Here is a 13,962-nt window from a genome sequence, read left to right on the forward strand (position 1 = left end):
AGCGGGTCAGCCGGAACCGGAGCGGATCAACGGCTCAGCCGGGGCTTGAGCGTCACCAGGTGCTCCCCGTCCGCCGTTCTCACCTCGTAGCGGGCGATCTCGTCCATGTGCATCGCCGAGGCACCCGTCATGGTGTTTTCCCGGGAGTCGTGATCGCCGCCGTGCCAGCTGGTGACGGTCTCCTCCGAGCCGTCCCGGCCGACGGCGATCAGATGACAGGGGCGCGCCCCCGCGCCGTCCTTCACCTTCAGCTCCACCTGGCTGCCGTAGCCCTCGTTCTCGGTGGTGACCTGCGCCCACACACCCGAGCGGGCGTCGGTCGCCTCGACCACCTGTGCGGCACTGCTGTCGCCGCTCGCCATCATCGCGACCCCCGGTCCGGCCAGGGCGATCACCACCGAGGCCGCCACGGCGTACATCGTGCGCCGGCGCCGGGCGCGATGGCGGGCCGCCACCGTTTCGAGCAGCCGGTTCAGCATCTGCGGGCCCGGCTTGGCCATCGGGTGCACAAACCGGGGCGTCGACCGCCGGTACAGCATCAACTGGCGGGTGATGGGCCCGAACTCGGTCACGTGTGCCGCACAGCGGGGGCACTCCATGAGGTGGTCCTCGAAGCGGAAAGCCTCCGCCTCGTTCAGCACGCCGAGCGCGTACGCGGCGACGTCGCGATGCCTCTCCAGGGACCTCATGCCGAATCCTCGTGCCGTTGGGTGTGGGGTGTGTTACTCCTTGCGCCCACTGGTACGCACCAGGCAGTCGAATCACTCAAGGCCGCTACCGAATCGCAACCAAAGGATTCGTAGCGGCCGGGGCCGAGGATTGGTCCGAGAAGAAAACAACTTAAAAAAGATGGATGGCGAGGTGCCCGAGCGGCAGTCCGAGCTGCCACGCCGGCGTCCACACCTTCGGCCCGTCGTCCTCACCGACCAGCGCTCCGCCGCCCGGCACCGCGTTCAGATCGGGCGCGAGCAGCTCCGTCTCCTGCAGCCAGCGCCAGGCCGCCTGGGCCAGCTCCAGGTCGGGCGCGGGCCCGCCGGACTCGACCGCCTCGGCAGCCAGGCCCGCCATGCGCTCGCGCACCCAGTCCTGCCACGGCTGGTCGTAAGCCGTGAGCGACAGCCAGGTCTCCAGCTGGGTGACGACCCGGATGCCGGAGAGCTCACCGTCGGTGTCGGACAGGAAGATGGTCAGCGCCAGGGCATCGCGCCCGGCGCGGAACTCGAAGGACGTCGGCGGCATGAGATCGCCGGTCCGCAGCAGCTCGTCGGCGATGTACTCGGCGTACAACCACGCCATGGGGACGGTCAGTTCACCGCCACCGGTGCCGTCCGTGCTCTCTTGACCTCTGTGCAGCATCCCTTCCTGCCTTCCTCCGGTGAGTGCGTTGCCCTACCCCGGGGCCCTGGGCCCCTGCCCAATCCGGAACACGGATGAGGACAGCCGATTACTCAACCGGGGTGTTCAGCAAGGCGCTTTACGGAGGTTTGACTCAGCCATTGGTTTCACCGCAGGTCGGCCGCGTATCCAGGAAGCACCCGGCGCAGGGCGCGCAGCGCATAGTACGCGCGGGACTTCACCGTACCGGGCGGAATTCCCAGGGTCTGAGCGGCTTCCGCAACACTCGCCCCTTGGAAGTACACCAGCACCAGGACTTCACGGTGCTCCGGAGTGAGTGTCTTCACAGCTTCGCGCACATCGAGCATCTCCGCGGCCCGCTCGGCGTGATCGGAGATGACCCGCGCGTTCTCCAGGATCGCGTCGCCGACCTCGGGCGGCCGGGCCTGCCGGGCCCGCCGCGCATCGATCGCGAGCCGCCGCCCGACCGTCATCAGCCATGGCCGTACGGAGTCGAAGTCGTCGGCGCGCAGGGCCTCGGGATGCTGCCAGGCGCGCACCAGCGTCTCCTGGACGAGGTCCTCGGCACGCTGCCGGTCGCCGTCGCAGAGCCGGAGCAGGAGCGCGAAGAGTGGCCGGCCGTGCTCGCGCTGCAGCGCTGCGAGCTCGTGCTCGGCGGTCGTCCCGTTCGTGAGGGTGATTCCGGCCGTCATGGCCGTATGGCATCGCAGCCGCCTGTCGGGGGACAGGGCACGCACACGGATCTGCGGCGGACGGTCGATCGCGTCGGCGAACGGTTCGACGAACGGTTCCTTCCGCCTATGGGGTGCGCGCCGGACGGCCTAACGAAAGTGGCCGGATTGTTTGCGGGCGGGTAGGGCTTCGTACCTATTGATGCGTATATACGACCACTAGGGGTGAGCCGATGATCGCACGCAGTCGAGTTGTGGCCCTCGCTGCGACCGCCGTTCTCGCCGCAGGCGCCGCCTGCCAGGCCCACAGCCGGGAGGCCCCGGCAAATCCGGGCCCCGCCGCCAAGGAGCCCCGTGGCTTCACACTCGTGGCCTCCGGCGACATCCTCCCGCACAGCGCGATCATCGAACGCGCCCGCTTCGACTCGGGCGGCTCCGGCTACGACTTCCGCCCGATGCTCGCCGGCGTCGCACCCGTGGTCTCCCGCGCCGATCTGGCGCTGTGTCACATGGAGACCGTCTACGGCGAGAACGGCGAGTACACCGGCTACCCCCGGTTCAAGTCCCCGCCGGAGGTGGCCCGGGGTCTCGCCGCGACCGGCTACGACGGCTGCTCCACCGCCTCCGAACACAGCCTCGACGACGGCGCCGCGGGCATCCTGCGCACCCTGAACGCCCTCGACCGGGCGAAGGTGCGGCACGCGGGAACGGCGCGCACCGAGGCCGAAGCACGCACCGTGACCGTGCTGCGCGCGGGGCGGGCCAAGGTCGCTCACCTCGCGTACACCTACGGCGTCAACGGTTTCCCGCTTCCGTCGGGACAGCCCTGGGCGGTCAACATGACCGACCAGACCAAGATCCTCACGGACGCCCGAGCCGCCCGGAAGGCGGGCGCCGACGTGGTCGTCGTATCGCTGCACTGGGGCACCGAATGGCGGGACGCGCCCGACGCCGAGCAGGTGACCCTGTCCCGCGAGCTCACGGCCGCCCGCACCGGCGGTCGCCCCGACATCGACCTGATCCTCGGCACCCACGCCCATGTGCCGCAGGCCTACGAGAAGGTCAACGGCACCTGGGTGGTCTACGGCATGGGCAACCAGATCGCCGGCGCGATGTACAACGACCGGGGTGTGCAGGACCCGCGCGGCAACCAGTCCACCCTCGGTCGCTTCACCTTCAAACCGCCGGCCCGTCCGGGCGGTCGCTGGAAGGTGTCGAAGGCCGAGTTCGTCCCCCAGCTGTTCGACATCGACGCCGGCCGTGTGATCGACCTCAACCGGGCGCTCGCCAAGGGCGCCGACGTGCGCGGGGTGCGGGACCGGATCCGGGACGTCGTGCTGAGCCGGGGGGCGGGCAAGGACGGGCTGACCATGGCGAAGTAGGGATCAGTCCAGGTCCACGTGGTCGAACGTGTTCAGCATCTCCCTCAGCACCCTGACGCACGCCCGCACTTCGGCATCGGTCAGGTCCCCGCCGACCTGCCGGTTGAGGGCGTGCTCGCGGTCGAGAACGGCAGTGATCGTGGCCCTGCCCGCGTCCGTGATGCGGATCAGTGAGGAGCGCTGGTGGGCGGGGTTGGGGATGGACTCCGCCCAGCCCCGGTCCACCGCGTCGTTGACCATGCGCTGCACGAACTGCCGGCTGAGCGCCTGGATCCGGCCCAGCTGCGGCACCGTCATGGGTCCGAGGCGCAGCAGCAGATCAAGTACGGAGCGGACGCCGACGGAGGCCCCCTCGACCGGTTCGCCCTGCTCCAGCTTGCGCAGGGCGCGTCGGTACAGCGGGCCGACCAGGTCGAACACCTCCGTGAGGCGGTGGCCGAGTTCGTCGGGGTCGAGGGGAGTGTCGGAGTCGGTCATGCGCTCATCATGACACCTCGGTTGTCAAAGCATCCAAAAGATGACACCTTGGTTGTCATGACGGTTACTTCGGAACTGAACACCTTCACGTCCGCCGACGGCGACCTCGCCTACCTCGACACCGGTTCGGGGGACCTGGTGGTCCTCCTCCACTCCGGATACGTCGACCACCGGGTCTGGCACCACCAGATCCCGGCCCTCGCCGCCGAGTACCGGGTGGTCGCCCTGGACATACGCGGCCATGGAGCCTCCGCCAACGCGTCCATGCCCTTCCGCTGGGCCGACGACGTGGCCGCCCTGCTGCGCCACCTCGACGCCGGGCCCGCGGTGCTCGTCGGCGTCTCGATGGGCGGGCTGGTCGCCACCAACACGGTGCTGGAGCACCCGGAACTCATCCGTGCCGTGGTCACCTGCGGCGCCGCGACCGGGGAGTTCCAGTACACGGACGACTGGACCCGCGCGCTCCAGGCCGAGATGGCGGACAAGCTGGCCGCCGGGGACGCCGAAGGCTGGCTCGACGAGTTCGTGAAGGTCGTACCCGGTGAGCACCGGAGCCTGGCCGACGTCGACCAGGACATCCCGCGCCTGATGCGGGAGATGGCCGGCAACACGCTCTCGAAGCACACGCCCGGCGAGAAGGACTGGTTCGTGCCCGTGACCGACACCTTCGCCCGGGCGCCGGAGATCGCCGTCCCGCTGCTCACCCTCAACGGCGGCCTGGAACCCGCCGACATGCTCGCCGCGGCCGAGCGGCTCGCCGCCACCGTCCGTGACGGCCGCGCCGAGGTGATCGAAGGCGTCGGCCACTATCCGAACCTGGAGAAGCCGGAGATCTTCAACCGGATCCTGTCCGAGTTCCTGCACACCCTCTGACGCGCAGTCACCCGGCGGCGCAGCAACTCGGATCGTTCGTCACCAGCGAGTCCGGCGCGAGCCCCGGCCACACGGCCCACGCCGCGCCGGATCGCCGGACGGACAGGCGACGAGGCCCTCGTCCCGCCGCCCTTGCGTCACTACGGCACCACCGTCACCGGCCACCGCCCCGCCTTGACCAACCGCACCGCGACGGAACCGACGATCCGGTGCCCGGCCTGTTCCGATGCGCCGACCACCACGGCGTCCGCCTTGAGGTCGTCCGCCGCCTTCACCAGGCCGTTGTAGGGGTCGCCGGGGAAGGTGTGGAACTCCCAGCGGACGTCGAATATCCCCTTCACCCGCTCGGTCGCGTCCCTGATCTGGGCGATCAGGTCCTCGGCGATCTCGTCGGTGGTCTCCGCGACCGGCGCCCCGAGGGCCGCGCCCGCCGTCATCACCGGCTGCACGTACACGACGGCGAGCAGCGCGCGCTGCCGTCGGGCCAGGCCACCGGCGTACGCCGCCGCGCGGAGCGAGGAGTCGGAGCCGTCCACCCCGACCACGATGACCTTGGGCCCGTCGGTGCCCCGCTCGAACTGGTGCGAGTGCTGTTCCGTCACGGCACGGAGGCTATCGGAAGCCCCTGGTCCCGCCGTCGGGCAGGCCGCTCGACGGGCGAGGAGGCCGCGGGCTTCCTAGAGTCGGAGCATGAGTGCCACCGTGGAGGTCACCCGCGAGAAGGGTGCCACGGGCCCGATACGGTCACCCCGGAACGGCTTCCTGCACAGGGTGCCGGAGGGATTCGCGATCTTCTTCGGCGCCCTGGGACTGCTCTGCGCCCTACTGGCCGTCATCCCGCCGCTGCGCACCGCGCTGCGCCCGCTCGTGCGCGGCCTCGACCAGATCATCGTCCCCGTCAGCGCCAACCTCGCCTACGCCGTCTTCCTCTTCCTGCTCGCCGCCGCGACGGCGGCCCGCAAGAAGATCGCCTGGTGGCTGGTGGTCGTCTACCTCGGGCTGCTCGTCCTGAGCGACCTGCTCGGCACGGTGTTCGGCGACTACGCCGACTCCGTCCCCTCCCTGATCGTCTGCGCCCTCGCCCTGGGCCTGCTGATCGTCGCCCGCAGAGAGTTCTACGCCGCCTCCCGCCGCGCCGCCGTACGCCGGGCCCTCGGCGTCCTGGTGCTCGGACTGGCCGTCGGGATCCTCATCGGCTGGGGGCTGGTCGAGCTGTTCCCCGGCACGCTGCCGCAGAGCCAGCGACTGGCGTGGGCCGCCGACCGGGTCTGCGGCGGCCTCGTCTCCGGCGCCTCCTACGACGGACGCCCGCCCCGCCCGCTGTTCTTCGTGCTCGGCCTGTTCGGCGCGCTGGCCCTGCTGAACGCCGCCGCGACCCTGTTCCGCTCGCAGCGCATGGAGGCGGCCCTGCACGACGACGAGGGGGCCCGCATCCGGGCCCTCCTCAAGGCCTACGGCGGCCAGGACTCCCTCGGCTACTTCGCCACCCGGCGCGACAAGGCCGTCGTCTTCTCGCCCAGCGGCAAGGCCGCCGTCACCTACCGCGTCGAGGCCGGCGTGTGCCTCGCCAGCGGAGACCCGGTCGGCGACCGGGAGGCCTGGCCGCGCGCCATCGCCGTATGGCTGGACGTGGCCCGCCGGCACGCCTGGGCGCCCGCCGCGATGGGCGCCTCCGAGGACGGCGCCAAGGCCTACGCACGCGCCGGGCTCGGCGCCCTCCAACTCGGCGACGAGGCGATCCTTCAGGTGGCGGACTTCGACCTCGACGGCCGCGACATGCGCGTCACCCGGCAGGCCGTCCACCGGGTCCGCCGCACCGGCGCCCACTGCCGCATCCGCCGCCACTCCACCCTCAGCGAGGCGGAGATGGAGGACCTGATCGCCAAGGCCGACGCCTGGCGCGACACCGAGACCGAACGCGGCTTCTCCATGGCCCTGGACCGCCTCGGCGACCCGGCCGACGGCGACTGCCTCTTCGTGGAGGCACTCGGCGAGGACGGCGAGCTGCTCGCGCTGCTCTCCTTCGTGCCCTGGGGCAGGGACGGCATCTCCCTGGACCTGATGCGCCGGGACCGCGGAGCCCCCAACGGCGTCATGGAGTTCATGGTCGCCGACCTGTGCGCGGCGGCGCCGAAGATGGGGATCCGCAGGATCTCGCTGAACTTCGCGGTGTTCCGCTCCGTCTTCGAGGAGGGCGCACGCATCGGCGCCGGACCCGTGCTGCGGCTGTGGCGCCGACTGCTGCTGTTCTTCTCCAAGTGGTGGCAGCTGGAGGCCCTGTACCGCTCCAACGCCAAGTACCAGCCGCAGTGGTTCCCACGCTTCATCTGCTACGGCGAAGCCGCCTCCCTCGCCCGCATCGGCACCGCGTCCGCCATCGCCGAGGGCTTCGTCTCCGTACCGTCGCTGCACCAACTCCGCAGAAAGGGGCACCCGCGAGGGGGACCGCGGCCCGCGACCACCGAAGGACTGCCCTCGCTGGCGGCGCTCGGCCTCGACGGAGGGGACGAGGCCGGGGCGGCCGGGCCGGATGCGGGCCTGCCCGAGCAGGTCCGCATCCGGCACCACACCCTCGACCGGCTGCGTGCAGACGGCGTCGACCCCTACCCGGTCGGCATCCCGGTCCGCACCCACGCCCTGGCCCAGGTCCACAAGGGCGAACAGGTCACCGTGGCCGGCCGGATCATGCTCGTACGCGACTTCGGCGGCATCGTCTTCGTCGTGCTGCGCGACTGGTCCGGCGACCACCAGCTCGCCCTCACCCGCAAGGACTCCGGCGCCGCCCTCGACCGCTTCACCGCCGACACCGACATCGGCGACCTCATCAGCGCCACCGGCCCGGCCGGCGTCAGCGACAAGGGCGAACCGACCGTCTTCGTCACCTCCTGGCAGCTCATCGGCAAGTGCCTGCGCCCGCTGCCCGACAAGCGCCGCGGCCTCGCCGACCCCGAGGCCAAGGTCCGCATGCGCTACCTCGACCTGGTCTCCAGCCCCGCCGCCCGCGACGTGGTCCGGGCCCGCTCCACCGCCATCCAGGCGGTGCGCCAGGGCCTGCTGCAGCGCGGGTTCCTGGAGGTCGAGACGCCGGTGCTGCAGCAGATCCACGGCGGCGCCAACGCCCGCCCCTTCACCACCCACATCAACGCCTACGACCTCGACCTCTATCTGCGCATCGCCCCCGAGCTGTATCTCAAGCGGCTGTGCGTCGGCGGTGTGGAGAAGGTCTTCGAGATGGGCCGCACCTTTCGCAACGAGGGCGTCGACTACAAGCACAACCCCGAGTTCACGATCCTGGAGGCCTACCAGGCCTACGCCGACTACGACGTGATGCTCGACCTCGTCCGCGAGCTGATCCAGGGCGCCGCAACCGCAGCCTTCGGCTCGCCCGTCGCCCGCAAGGACGGCACGGAGTACGACATCTCGGGGCAGTGGCCGATCAAGACGGTGTACGGCGCGATCTCCGAGGTGCTGGGGGAGGAGATCGACCCCGACACGGAACTGCTCCGGCTGCACCGGTACTGCGACCGCGTGGGCGTTCCGTACACCGCCGACGACGGCCATGGCGACGTCGTCCTGGAGATGTACGAGCGGCTCGTCGAGGAGAAGACGCAGCTGCCGACCTTCTACAAGGACTTCCCGACCGACGTCTCCCCGCTCACCCGTCAGCACCGCACCGACCCGCGTCTCGCCGAGCGCTGGGACCTCGTCGCCTTCGGCACCGAACTCGGCACCGCCTACTCCGAACTCACCGACCCCGTCGAGCAGCGCCGCCGCCTCACCGCCCAGTCCCTGCTCGCCGCCGGGGGAGACCCCGAGGCGATGGAGCTCGACGAGGACTTCCTCGACGCCCTCGAGTACGCCATGCCGCCCACCGGGGGCCTCGGCATCGGCGTGGACCGACTGGTCATGTTCCTCACCGGCCTGACGATCCGTGAGACCCTGCCGTTCCCCCTGGTCCGCCGCCGCTGACGGCGCCCCGCGGGCCTGAGGGCTGCGCCGGGCGGGTGTATTCGTACGGCCGTACCGGTGTCGCACTGGTGCGTCGGTCCCTCATCGGGCGACTGATGAGTCATGACGAAGGATCAGGTGCACCCACGTCTGCTCACGCGACGCCGCGCGCTGCTGGCCGGTGCCGCCGCCGTCGGAGCCGCCGGCACGGCCGGACTGTTCGCGACGGTCGCGGGCGACGCCGACAAGCCGGTCCGGACCGCCGCCCCCGCCGCGGGCGCACAGGCGCGCCCCGGGCACAAGCCCTCCAGCTACCGTCTCCAGCCCCTGACGGGGTACGGCCCGCCCAGGGCGGCACCCCGGCGGACCCTCATCCGGCGCGAGCCCCTGCTGCGCGTGTCCGGACGCGGCCGCACCATGGTGCTGACCTTCGACGACGGACCCGACCCCCGCTACACGCCGCACATCCTGGACATCCTGCGCGAGTACGACGTGCGCGCGATGTTCTTCGTGTGCGGCGAGATGGTCGCCGCGAACGGGGACCTCGTCGCGCGGATGGCCGACGAGGGTCATGTCGTCGGGAACCACACCTGGTCCCACCCGCTGCTCACCCGCCTCAGCCGCCGCCGGATCCGCGAGGAGATGGAGCGCACCAGCGACGTCATCGAGGAGACGTACGGCGAGCGCCCGGCCTGGTTCCGTGCCCCCTACGGCGCCTGGAACCGCACCGCCTTCCGGCTCGGCGCCGAGCTGGGCATGGACCCGCTGGCCTGGACCGTCGACACCCTCGACTGGACCGCCCCCGGCACCCGCACGATCGTCGACCGGGTCGAGAACGGCGCCGCCCCCGGCGTCGTGGTGCTCTCGCACGACGCCGGGGGCGACCGCTCCCAGAGCGTCCGGGCCCTGCGCGCCTATCTGCCGCAGCTGCTGGACTCCGGGTATTTCGTCACAGTCCCCGAACGGCATTACGCCTGACGGCTTTCGCCCGCCCGGCGAGGACGCTCAGCGCACCTCGACCAGGCTGGCGAAAGCGACGACGTTCCCGTCGTAACCGTTCTGCTGGGAGAAGCCGCCACCGCAGGTGATGACCCGCAATTCGGCACTCCCCTTCGAGGCGTAGACCCGGTCGCCGGGAAAGTTGTCCTTCTCGAACACCTCGATGCCGTAGATCTCGAAAACAACCGTCTTTCCGTCCTTGCGGACGATCTCGACGCGATTTCCCTTCTGCAGGCCCCCGAGTCCGTAGAACACGGCGGGGCCCTGAGCGTTGTCGACATGGCCGACGACCACTGCGGTGCCCTTCTCACCCGGAGACACCGAACCGGTGAACCAGCCCGCCAGGTTGGGGTCCTCCGGCGGTGGCGCGCCGACCCAGCCGTCCACGTCCAGACCGACCGGGATCATCGGTGCGTCGACCTGGATGCCGGGAATCCTGACGCGGTCCGGCAGGGCGTACGGCAGCGGCTGTACGGCCCCGGCGAAGAGGCCCGCGGGCACCCGGGTGTCCGGGGCGGCCGCCGAGGCGGGCTGCGGCGGCCCCTGGTCGAACTCCCCCGAGCCGTTGCGAACGAGCGCGAGGCCGGTCAGCAGAACCAGCGCTATCACACCCCAAGGAGCACGCCTCTTCCGTCGCTCCTCCTCTTCGGCCAGTTCGGCCAGCTCGGACGCAGACATTCCACTACCCCTCTCGACGCGGCCGTCGCCCCGCCATTCGCGCATATGTGAACGCTAAGTCCCGCGTGCGATTGCGGCGACGGGGCAGATACGAACGGGTGGCCCCGCTTCTTTCGGTGCGCCATCCGAGTTGCCGCTCACAGGAAAATTCTGACGGTGTGTGACCTGCGGCAATTCAGCTTGTGGGGTTATCCGTCGGCGTGTCCTCTCACCAGGACGGACCATCGCCGAAATGCGACCTGGGGCACGGCATCTGAGGGTTTTTCTGGGAGGCGCTTTCTCGCCGATCGACCGGGGACGGTTCCCGGGGCGTCTTCCGCGGAGGATCACATGCGTACCACTCGTGCCATGGCGGCCGCTGCCACCGCGGTAGCCGCTCTCAGCCTTGCCGCCCCCGCGGCCGTCGCGCGCGACGGCATGCCCGTCGGACCGAGCAACATCGTCGTCCTGCCCAACGTCATCGCCCGCGGCGGGCAGATCACCATCACGGTCGACAACTGCCCGAGAGGCGGCACCGCGACCTCGGACGCCTTCCGGCCCACCCACCTGAGCACGGTGCGCGGGAGCAACACCGCCAGGGGCACGGCCACGGTCAACAGGAACGCGCGGCCGGGGTCCCACAGCGTCACGGTCACCTGCGACTCCAGGACGCTGACCAACCCGACTGCCTTCACCGTCATCGGCGGAGTCCAGGGCGGCCTCGGCGGCAGCAGCTCCACCGGCGCGACGCCGACCGACATGGCCATCGGAGGCGCGCTCATCGCCGTGGCCGTCGTCGGTGGCGGCGTGTTCTGGATGCGGCGCCGCGCGGAGAAGCAGACCTGACCCGCGGGCCCGTCGGAGCGGGATCGCACGTCCACCGGCCTTCGCCCCGGCCCCCTGGTGGGGATCCGGGGCGAAGGCCGGTGCGGGTTGTGGGGTTCGGAGGGGTCGGCCTGTGCGGGTTGCGGGGGGCTTGGGGCGAAGGCCATTGCGGGTCGGAGGATTGGGTGTGTCGGCTTGTGCGGGTGGGGGGGCTTGGGTGTTGGCCTGTGCGGGTCGCGGGTCGCGGGTCGCGGGTCGCGGGTCGCGGGGCGTCGGCACGGGCAGGTTGCGGGGTTCGGGGCAAGCCCTGCGGGACGGGTATTCGGGGCGAAGGCCTCTGCAGTTGCGGGGATTCGGGCGAAGGCCCGACAACCGGCGGCGGCGACGAAAGTCCGGGCGTCCGGCGCCGGCGGCACAGGCCAGGTATCCGGTGGTGGTGTCAGGCGCCGTCCTCGTCGGTGCGGCGCCGGGAGAGGTGGTACGCCGTCCCGAGCGCGGCTGTGATGAGCGCAGCGCCCAGGGCGACCTCCTTGAGGTCCAGTCCGGCGAGAGTGCCACCCCCGCCCGCGTGCACGCCCTTCTGCGGGTGATCCGGCCGCCCCGGTTCGGGCCGCCCGCCCGCGATGGTGAGGTCGACGGTCTGCCAGAACGTGCCGCAGTAGAAGGACACCTCGTACACGGCACCGGGCCTGGCGTCCCGGTCGACCGTGACCCTGGCCGTCGTCCGCCCCCGGGGAACGGTGACCGTGTCGAAGACCGCCGACGCCACCGTCACGCTCTGCTCGCAGCCGGTCGCGCGCAACCTGACCTCTCCGCCGGGCGCGACGGTGGTGGGCACGACCCTGGCCCAGAAACCGGAGTTGTCGCCGCTCGCGTGGGCGGCGGGGACGGCCATGGTGAGGGCGCCGAGGCCCAGCAGGGCGGCCGAAGCGACACGTATCGCGCGCATGGTGGGTCCTCCGGGTTCCCCGAGGAGCAGCTGCGGAGCTTCTTCCGCTCGTGCCGGAATGCACCTCGATGAGCGAAACGCTAGGAAGGGAGCGCGCACCTGCGCGATCGCTGTCGGGCGAATGGGGCAACCCTGTGAGCCGCACGGGGGACGTTCGTTCCCGCGACCGGGGGAGTGTGCGGCGTGGCGGCCTCGCCCCGTGCCGTCGCCGCCGTCCCCCGGCGCTCCGTCCGGTGAGGGGCTGTCAGTCCGTGGCCTGTGGGAAGAGTTCGAGGAACGGTTCCGCAGACGCCGTGACGCCACGGCTGTACGGCGCGTCGAAGTCCCAGATGAGGAAGAGCAGGAAGGCGATCAGTGCGGAGAACAGCCCGGCCAGAACCAGTTCTCGGGGTGTGCGCCGGATCTGCAGCGCGAAGATCATCCCGATGGTGACGAAGCCGCCGGCGATCAGCCCGAACCACACCACGCCCGGCATGGTCTCCCCGGTCGAGTTCGCGCGGGCGTTGCGCGCCTGGTCGGCGGCGGTCACCTGGTCGAGGAGCGGCTGGTAGGCCTGCGCCTCGAAGTCCGTCCTCGGCTCGTAGTCGGTGACGTCCTCGCGGACCCGCTGCAGGAGTTCGGTACCGCGCTCGGTCATCCGGCCGTCGTCGGCCATCGACTTCCACTCGGTGGTCACGACGTGTCCGACATAGGCGTTGACATCCTCCCGAATGCGGTCGCGGACATCGGTCGGATAGATCCGCACCCGCTCCGAGATCTCGTGCAGCGCCACGGCCTCCGCCTGGACGTGGTCCTGGGCGGCGCTGCGGCCCTCCCACACGCCCGCGATGGCCAGGCCCAGGACGATGGCGTACACCACACCGATCCACATCGTCATGTACTCGATGACGTCCGGGGTCTCGGAGGGATCCTCGTCGTCCGGCGCCGTGCGGTGCCGGACGAAGGTGATGATGACCACCACGGCGCAGGCGGCCAGCATCGCGAGGGTGAGAACAAGCCATTCCGGCAAGGGAAGCCTCCAGGATCAGCGCGGACGCAGTGCGGCGACGGCGACGATCGCCGGTGCCGCGATGAGCAGGACGAAGATGAGCGGCGACGGGGCGCTGTGCGCCGGCCGCCGGTGTTGGGTGGCCCGGTAGGGCGGGTAGTGCACCGGCGCGATGGACGGACTCGGGGTGGGATCGGCCGACGGCTTCGGTGCGGGCGCCGGAGCCGGTGGGGGTGGCGGCGCGGGCGTGGGGGTCGGTCGCGGACGGGGCGGCGCGGGCTGAGGAGCGGGGGCCGCGGGGGAGGTGGGGGAGGTGGGGGAGGTGGGGGCGGCGGAGGCGGCGGCTTGGGTTTCGGGGTGGGCGTGGGCTTGGGCGGTGGCGTGGGTGTGGGGTCCGGAGACGGCGACGGCGTGGGCGTCGGGGTGGGAGTCGCTGTCGGCGTCGGCGACGGGCACTGCGGGGGAGTGGGCCAGGTGCGGCTCCCTGCGACCGCCACCGCCTTCGCACCGTCCGGGCCGGTGTCGGCGTACGCACAGGCGGTGGCCCCGGCCACGCCGGCCGGCGCCGACACCAGTAGCCAGGTCAGCGTCAGCACCGTCAACGCCCGTGTGGTGAGCGTGGATTGCATCGGTTCGAGTCCATGCACGACGAAGATCCTGAGCCCCGCACGCGTGGCGACAGGCCTGAGAGTGAGAGGAATGCCCCGAACGGGCGACGGATGCCCCACGAAAGGTTTGACCAGCGGACGGAGGCGTAACCGCCGAGGCGCACGCCTGTGCGACGGGAGGCGGTGCTCACAGCTTCCGGAAAGAAATTTGTGCGCCGGTTGAACACGA

Annotated in this window: 14 protein-coding genes; 5 read left to right on the top strand and 9 right to left on the bottom strand. The window is 71.1% G+C overall.

The window, feature by feature from the left end; translation table 11 throughout:
• Positions 1 to 26: 26 nt before the first annotated feature.
• From AB5J55_RS37840 to AB5J55_RS37850, 3 genes are all read right to left on the bottom strand, one after another.
• Positions 27 to 689 (bottom strand): zf-HC2 domain-containing protein, encoded by a 663-nt coding sequence (locus AB5J55_RS37840; RefSeq protein WP_369274948.1) that lies wholly within the window; start codon positions 687 to 689, stop codon positions 27 to 29.
• A 151-nt stretch (positions 690 to 840) separates the two neighbouring features.
• Positions 841 to 1,356 carry a hypothetical protein gene (locus tag AB5J55_RS37845; protein ID WP_369274949.1) on the bottom strand — a complete coding sequence of 172 codons (516 nt, stop codon included), beginning with the start codon at positions 1,354 to 1,356 and terminating at the stop codon, positions 841 to 843.
• Between the two features lie 146 nt (positions 1,357 to 1,502).
• Positions 1,503 to 2,048 (bottom strand): sigma-70 family RNA polymerase sigma factor, encoded by a 546-nt coding sequence (locus tag AB5J55_RS37850; protein ID WP_369274950.1) that lies wholly within the window; start codon positions 2,046 to 2,048, stop codon positions 1,503 to 1,505.
• 212 nt (positions 2,049 to 2,260) lie between these two features.
• On the opposite strand from AB5J55_RS37850, the gene AB5J55_RS37855 reads away from it, so the two are divergent.
• A complete protein-coding gene (locus tag AB5J55_RS37855) occupies positions 2,261 to 3,409 on the top strand; it encodes a CapA family protein (RefSeq protein WP_369274951.1) in 1,149 nt (382 codons plus the stop codon).
• A 3-nt stretch (positions 3,410 to 3,412) separates the two neighbouring features.
• Here the strand turns inward: AB5J55_RS37855 and AB5J55_RS37860 are convergent, their stop codons facing one another.
• On the bottom strand, positions 3,413 to 3,886 hold the full coding sequence (locus tag AB5J55_RS37860; protein WP_369274952.1) for a MarR family winged helix-turn-helix transcriptional regulator: 474 nt from the start codon (positions 3,884 to 3,886) through the stop codon (positions 3,413 to 3,415).
• A 57-nt stretch (positions 3,887 to 3,943) separates the two neighbouring features.
• Between AB5J55_RS37860 and AB5J55_RS37865 the strand changes: the two genes are divergently transcribed.
• The gene (locus AB5J55_RS37865; protein ID WP_369274953.1) at positions 3,944 to 4,759 is read left to right on the top strand and encodes an alpha/beta fold hydrolase; all 816 of its coding nucleotides are present in this window, start codon (positions 3,944 to 3,946) and stop codon (positions 4,757 to 4,759) included.
• A gap of 140 nt (positions 4,760 to 4,899) precedes the next feature.
• Here the strand turns inward: AB5J55_RS37865 and AB5J55_RS37870 are convergent, their stop codons facing one another.
• A complete protein-coding gene (locus tag AB5J55_RS37870; protein WP_369274954.1) occupies positions 4,900 to 5,361 on the bottom strand; it encodes a universal stress protein in 462 nt (153 codons plus the stop codon).
• 88 nt (positions 5,362 to 5,449) lie between these two features.
• Here AB5J55_RS37870 and lysX point away from each other — a divergent pair, with 88 nt between their 5' ends.
• Both lysX and AB5J55_RS37880 read left to right on the top strand, forming a co-directional pair.
• Positions 5,450 to 8,728, top strand: a complete 3,279-nt coding sequence (lysX, locus tag AB5J55_RS37875; RefSeq protein ID WP_369274955.1) for a bifunctional lysylphosphatidylglycerol synthetase/lysine--tRNA ligase LysX — start codon at positions 5,450 to 5,452, stop codon at positions 8,726 to 8,728.
• Positions 8,729 to 8,830: 102 nt separating this feature from the next.
• Positions 8,831 to 9,685 carry a polysaccharide deacetylase family protein gene (locus tag AB5J55_RS37880; protein ID WP_369274956.1) on the top strand — a complete coding sequence of 285 codons (855 nt, stop codon included), beginning with the start codon at positions 8,831 to 8,833 and terminating at the stop codon, positions 9,683 to 9,685.
• 27 nt (positions 9,686 to 9,712) lie between these two features.
• Here AB5J55_RS37880 and AB5J55_RS37885 read toward each other — a convergent pair whose 3' ends face one another.
• Entirely contained in the window at positions 9,713 to 10,384 is a 672-nt protein-coding gene (locus tag AB5J55_RS37885) for a class F sortase (protein WP_369274957.1), read from the bottom strand.
• A 330-nt stretch (positions 10,385 to 10,714) separates the two neighbouring features.
• Here AB5J55_RS37885 and AB5J55_RS37890 point away from each other — a divergent pair, with 330 nt between their 5' ends.
• Entirely contained in the window at positions 10,715 to 11,209 is a 495-nt protein-coding gene (locus AB5J55_RS37890) for a hypothetical protein (RefSeq protein WP_369274958.1), read from the top strand.
• A 418-nt stretch (positions 11,210 to 11,627) separates the two neighbouring features.
• On the opposite strand, the gene AB5J55_RS37895 is transcribed toward AB5J55_RS37890, so the two are convergent.
• The 3 genes from AB5J55_RS37895 to AB5J55_RS37905 form a co-directional block, all read right to left on the bottom strand.
• Positions 11,628 to 12,137 (bottom strand): hypothetical protein, encoded by a 510-nt coding sequence (locus AB5J55_RS37895; protein WP_369274959.1) that lies wholly within the window; start codon positions 12,135 to 12,137, stop codon positions 11,628 to 11,630.
• 244 nt (positions 12,138 to 12,381) lie between these two features.
• Positions 12,382 to 13,146: a hypothetical protein gene (locus tag AB5J55_RS37900; protein ID WP_369274960.1), complete on the bottom strand. Its 765-nt coding sequence runs from the start codon at positions 13,144 to 13,146 to the stop codon at positions 12,382 to 12,384.
• 15 nt (positions 13,147 to 13,161) lie between these two features.
• Positions 13,162 to 13,581 carry a hypothetical protein gene (locus AB5J55_RS37905; protein WP_369274961.1) on the bottom strand — a complete coding sequence of 140 codons (420 nt, stop codon included), beginning with the start codon at positions 13,579 to 13,581 and terminating at the stop codon, positions 13,162 to 13,164.
• Between the last annotated feature and the right edge of the window lie 381 nt (positions 13,582 to 13,962).

The sequence above is a fragment of the Streptomyces sp. R11 genome, from assembly GCF_041051905.1.
Taxonomy (GTDB): domain Bacteria; phylum Actinomycetota; class Actinomycetes; order Streptomycetales; family Streptomycetaceae; genus Streptomyces.

What these genes read in the sequence shown, in the direction of transcription:
- AB5J55_RS37840 (WP_369274948.1), bottom strand. Translation starts at nt 689, where the DNA reads ATGAGGTCCCTGGAGAGGCATCGCGACGTCGCCGCGTACGCGCTCGGC.
- AB5J55_RS37845 (WP_369274949.1), bottom strand. Translation starts at nt 1,356, where the DNA reads ATGCTGCACAGAGGTCAAGAGAGCACGGACGGCACCGGTGGCGGTGAA.
- AB5J55_RS37850 (WP_369274950.1), bottom strand. Translation starts at nt 2,048, where the DNA reads ATGACGGCCGGAATCACCCTCACGAACGGGACGACCGCCGAGCACGAG.
- AB5J55_RS37855 (WP_369274951.1), top strand. Translation starts at nt 2,261, where the DNA reads ATGATCGCACGCAGTCGAGTTGTGGCCCTCGCTGCGACCGCCGTTCTC.
- AB5J55_RS37860 (WP_369274952.1), bottom strand. Translation starts at nt 3,886, where the DNA reads ATGACCGACTCCGACACTCCCCTCGACCCCGACGAACTCGGCCACCGC.
- AB5J55_RS37865 (WP_369274953.1), top strand. Translation starts at nt 3,944, where the DNA reads ATGACGGTTACTTCGGAACTGAACACCTTCACGTCCGCCGACGGCGAC.
- lysX (WP_369274955.1), top strand. Translation starts at nt 5,450, where the DNA reads ATGAGTGCCACCGTGGAGGTCACCCGCGAGAAGGGTGCCACGGGCCCG.
- AB5J55_RS37880 (WP_369274956.1), top strand. Translation starts at nt 8,831, where the DNA reads ATGACGAAGGATCAGGTGCACCCACGTCTGCTCACGCGACGCCGCGCG.
- AB5J55_RS37885 (WP_369274957.1), bottom strand. Translation starts at nt 10,384, where the DNA reads ATGTCTGCGTCCGAGCTGGCCGAACTGGCCGAAGAGGAGGAGCGACGG.
- AB5J55_RS37890 (WP_369274958.1), top strand. Translation starts at nt 10,715, where the DNA reads ATGCGTACCACTCGTGCCATGGCGGCCGCTGCCACCGCGGTAGCCGCT.
- AB5J55_RS37895 (WP_369274959.1), bottom strand. Translation starts at nt 12,137, where the DNA reads ATGCGCGCGATACGTGTCGCTTCGGCCGCCCTGCTGGGCCTCGGCGCC.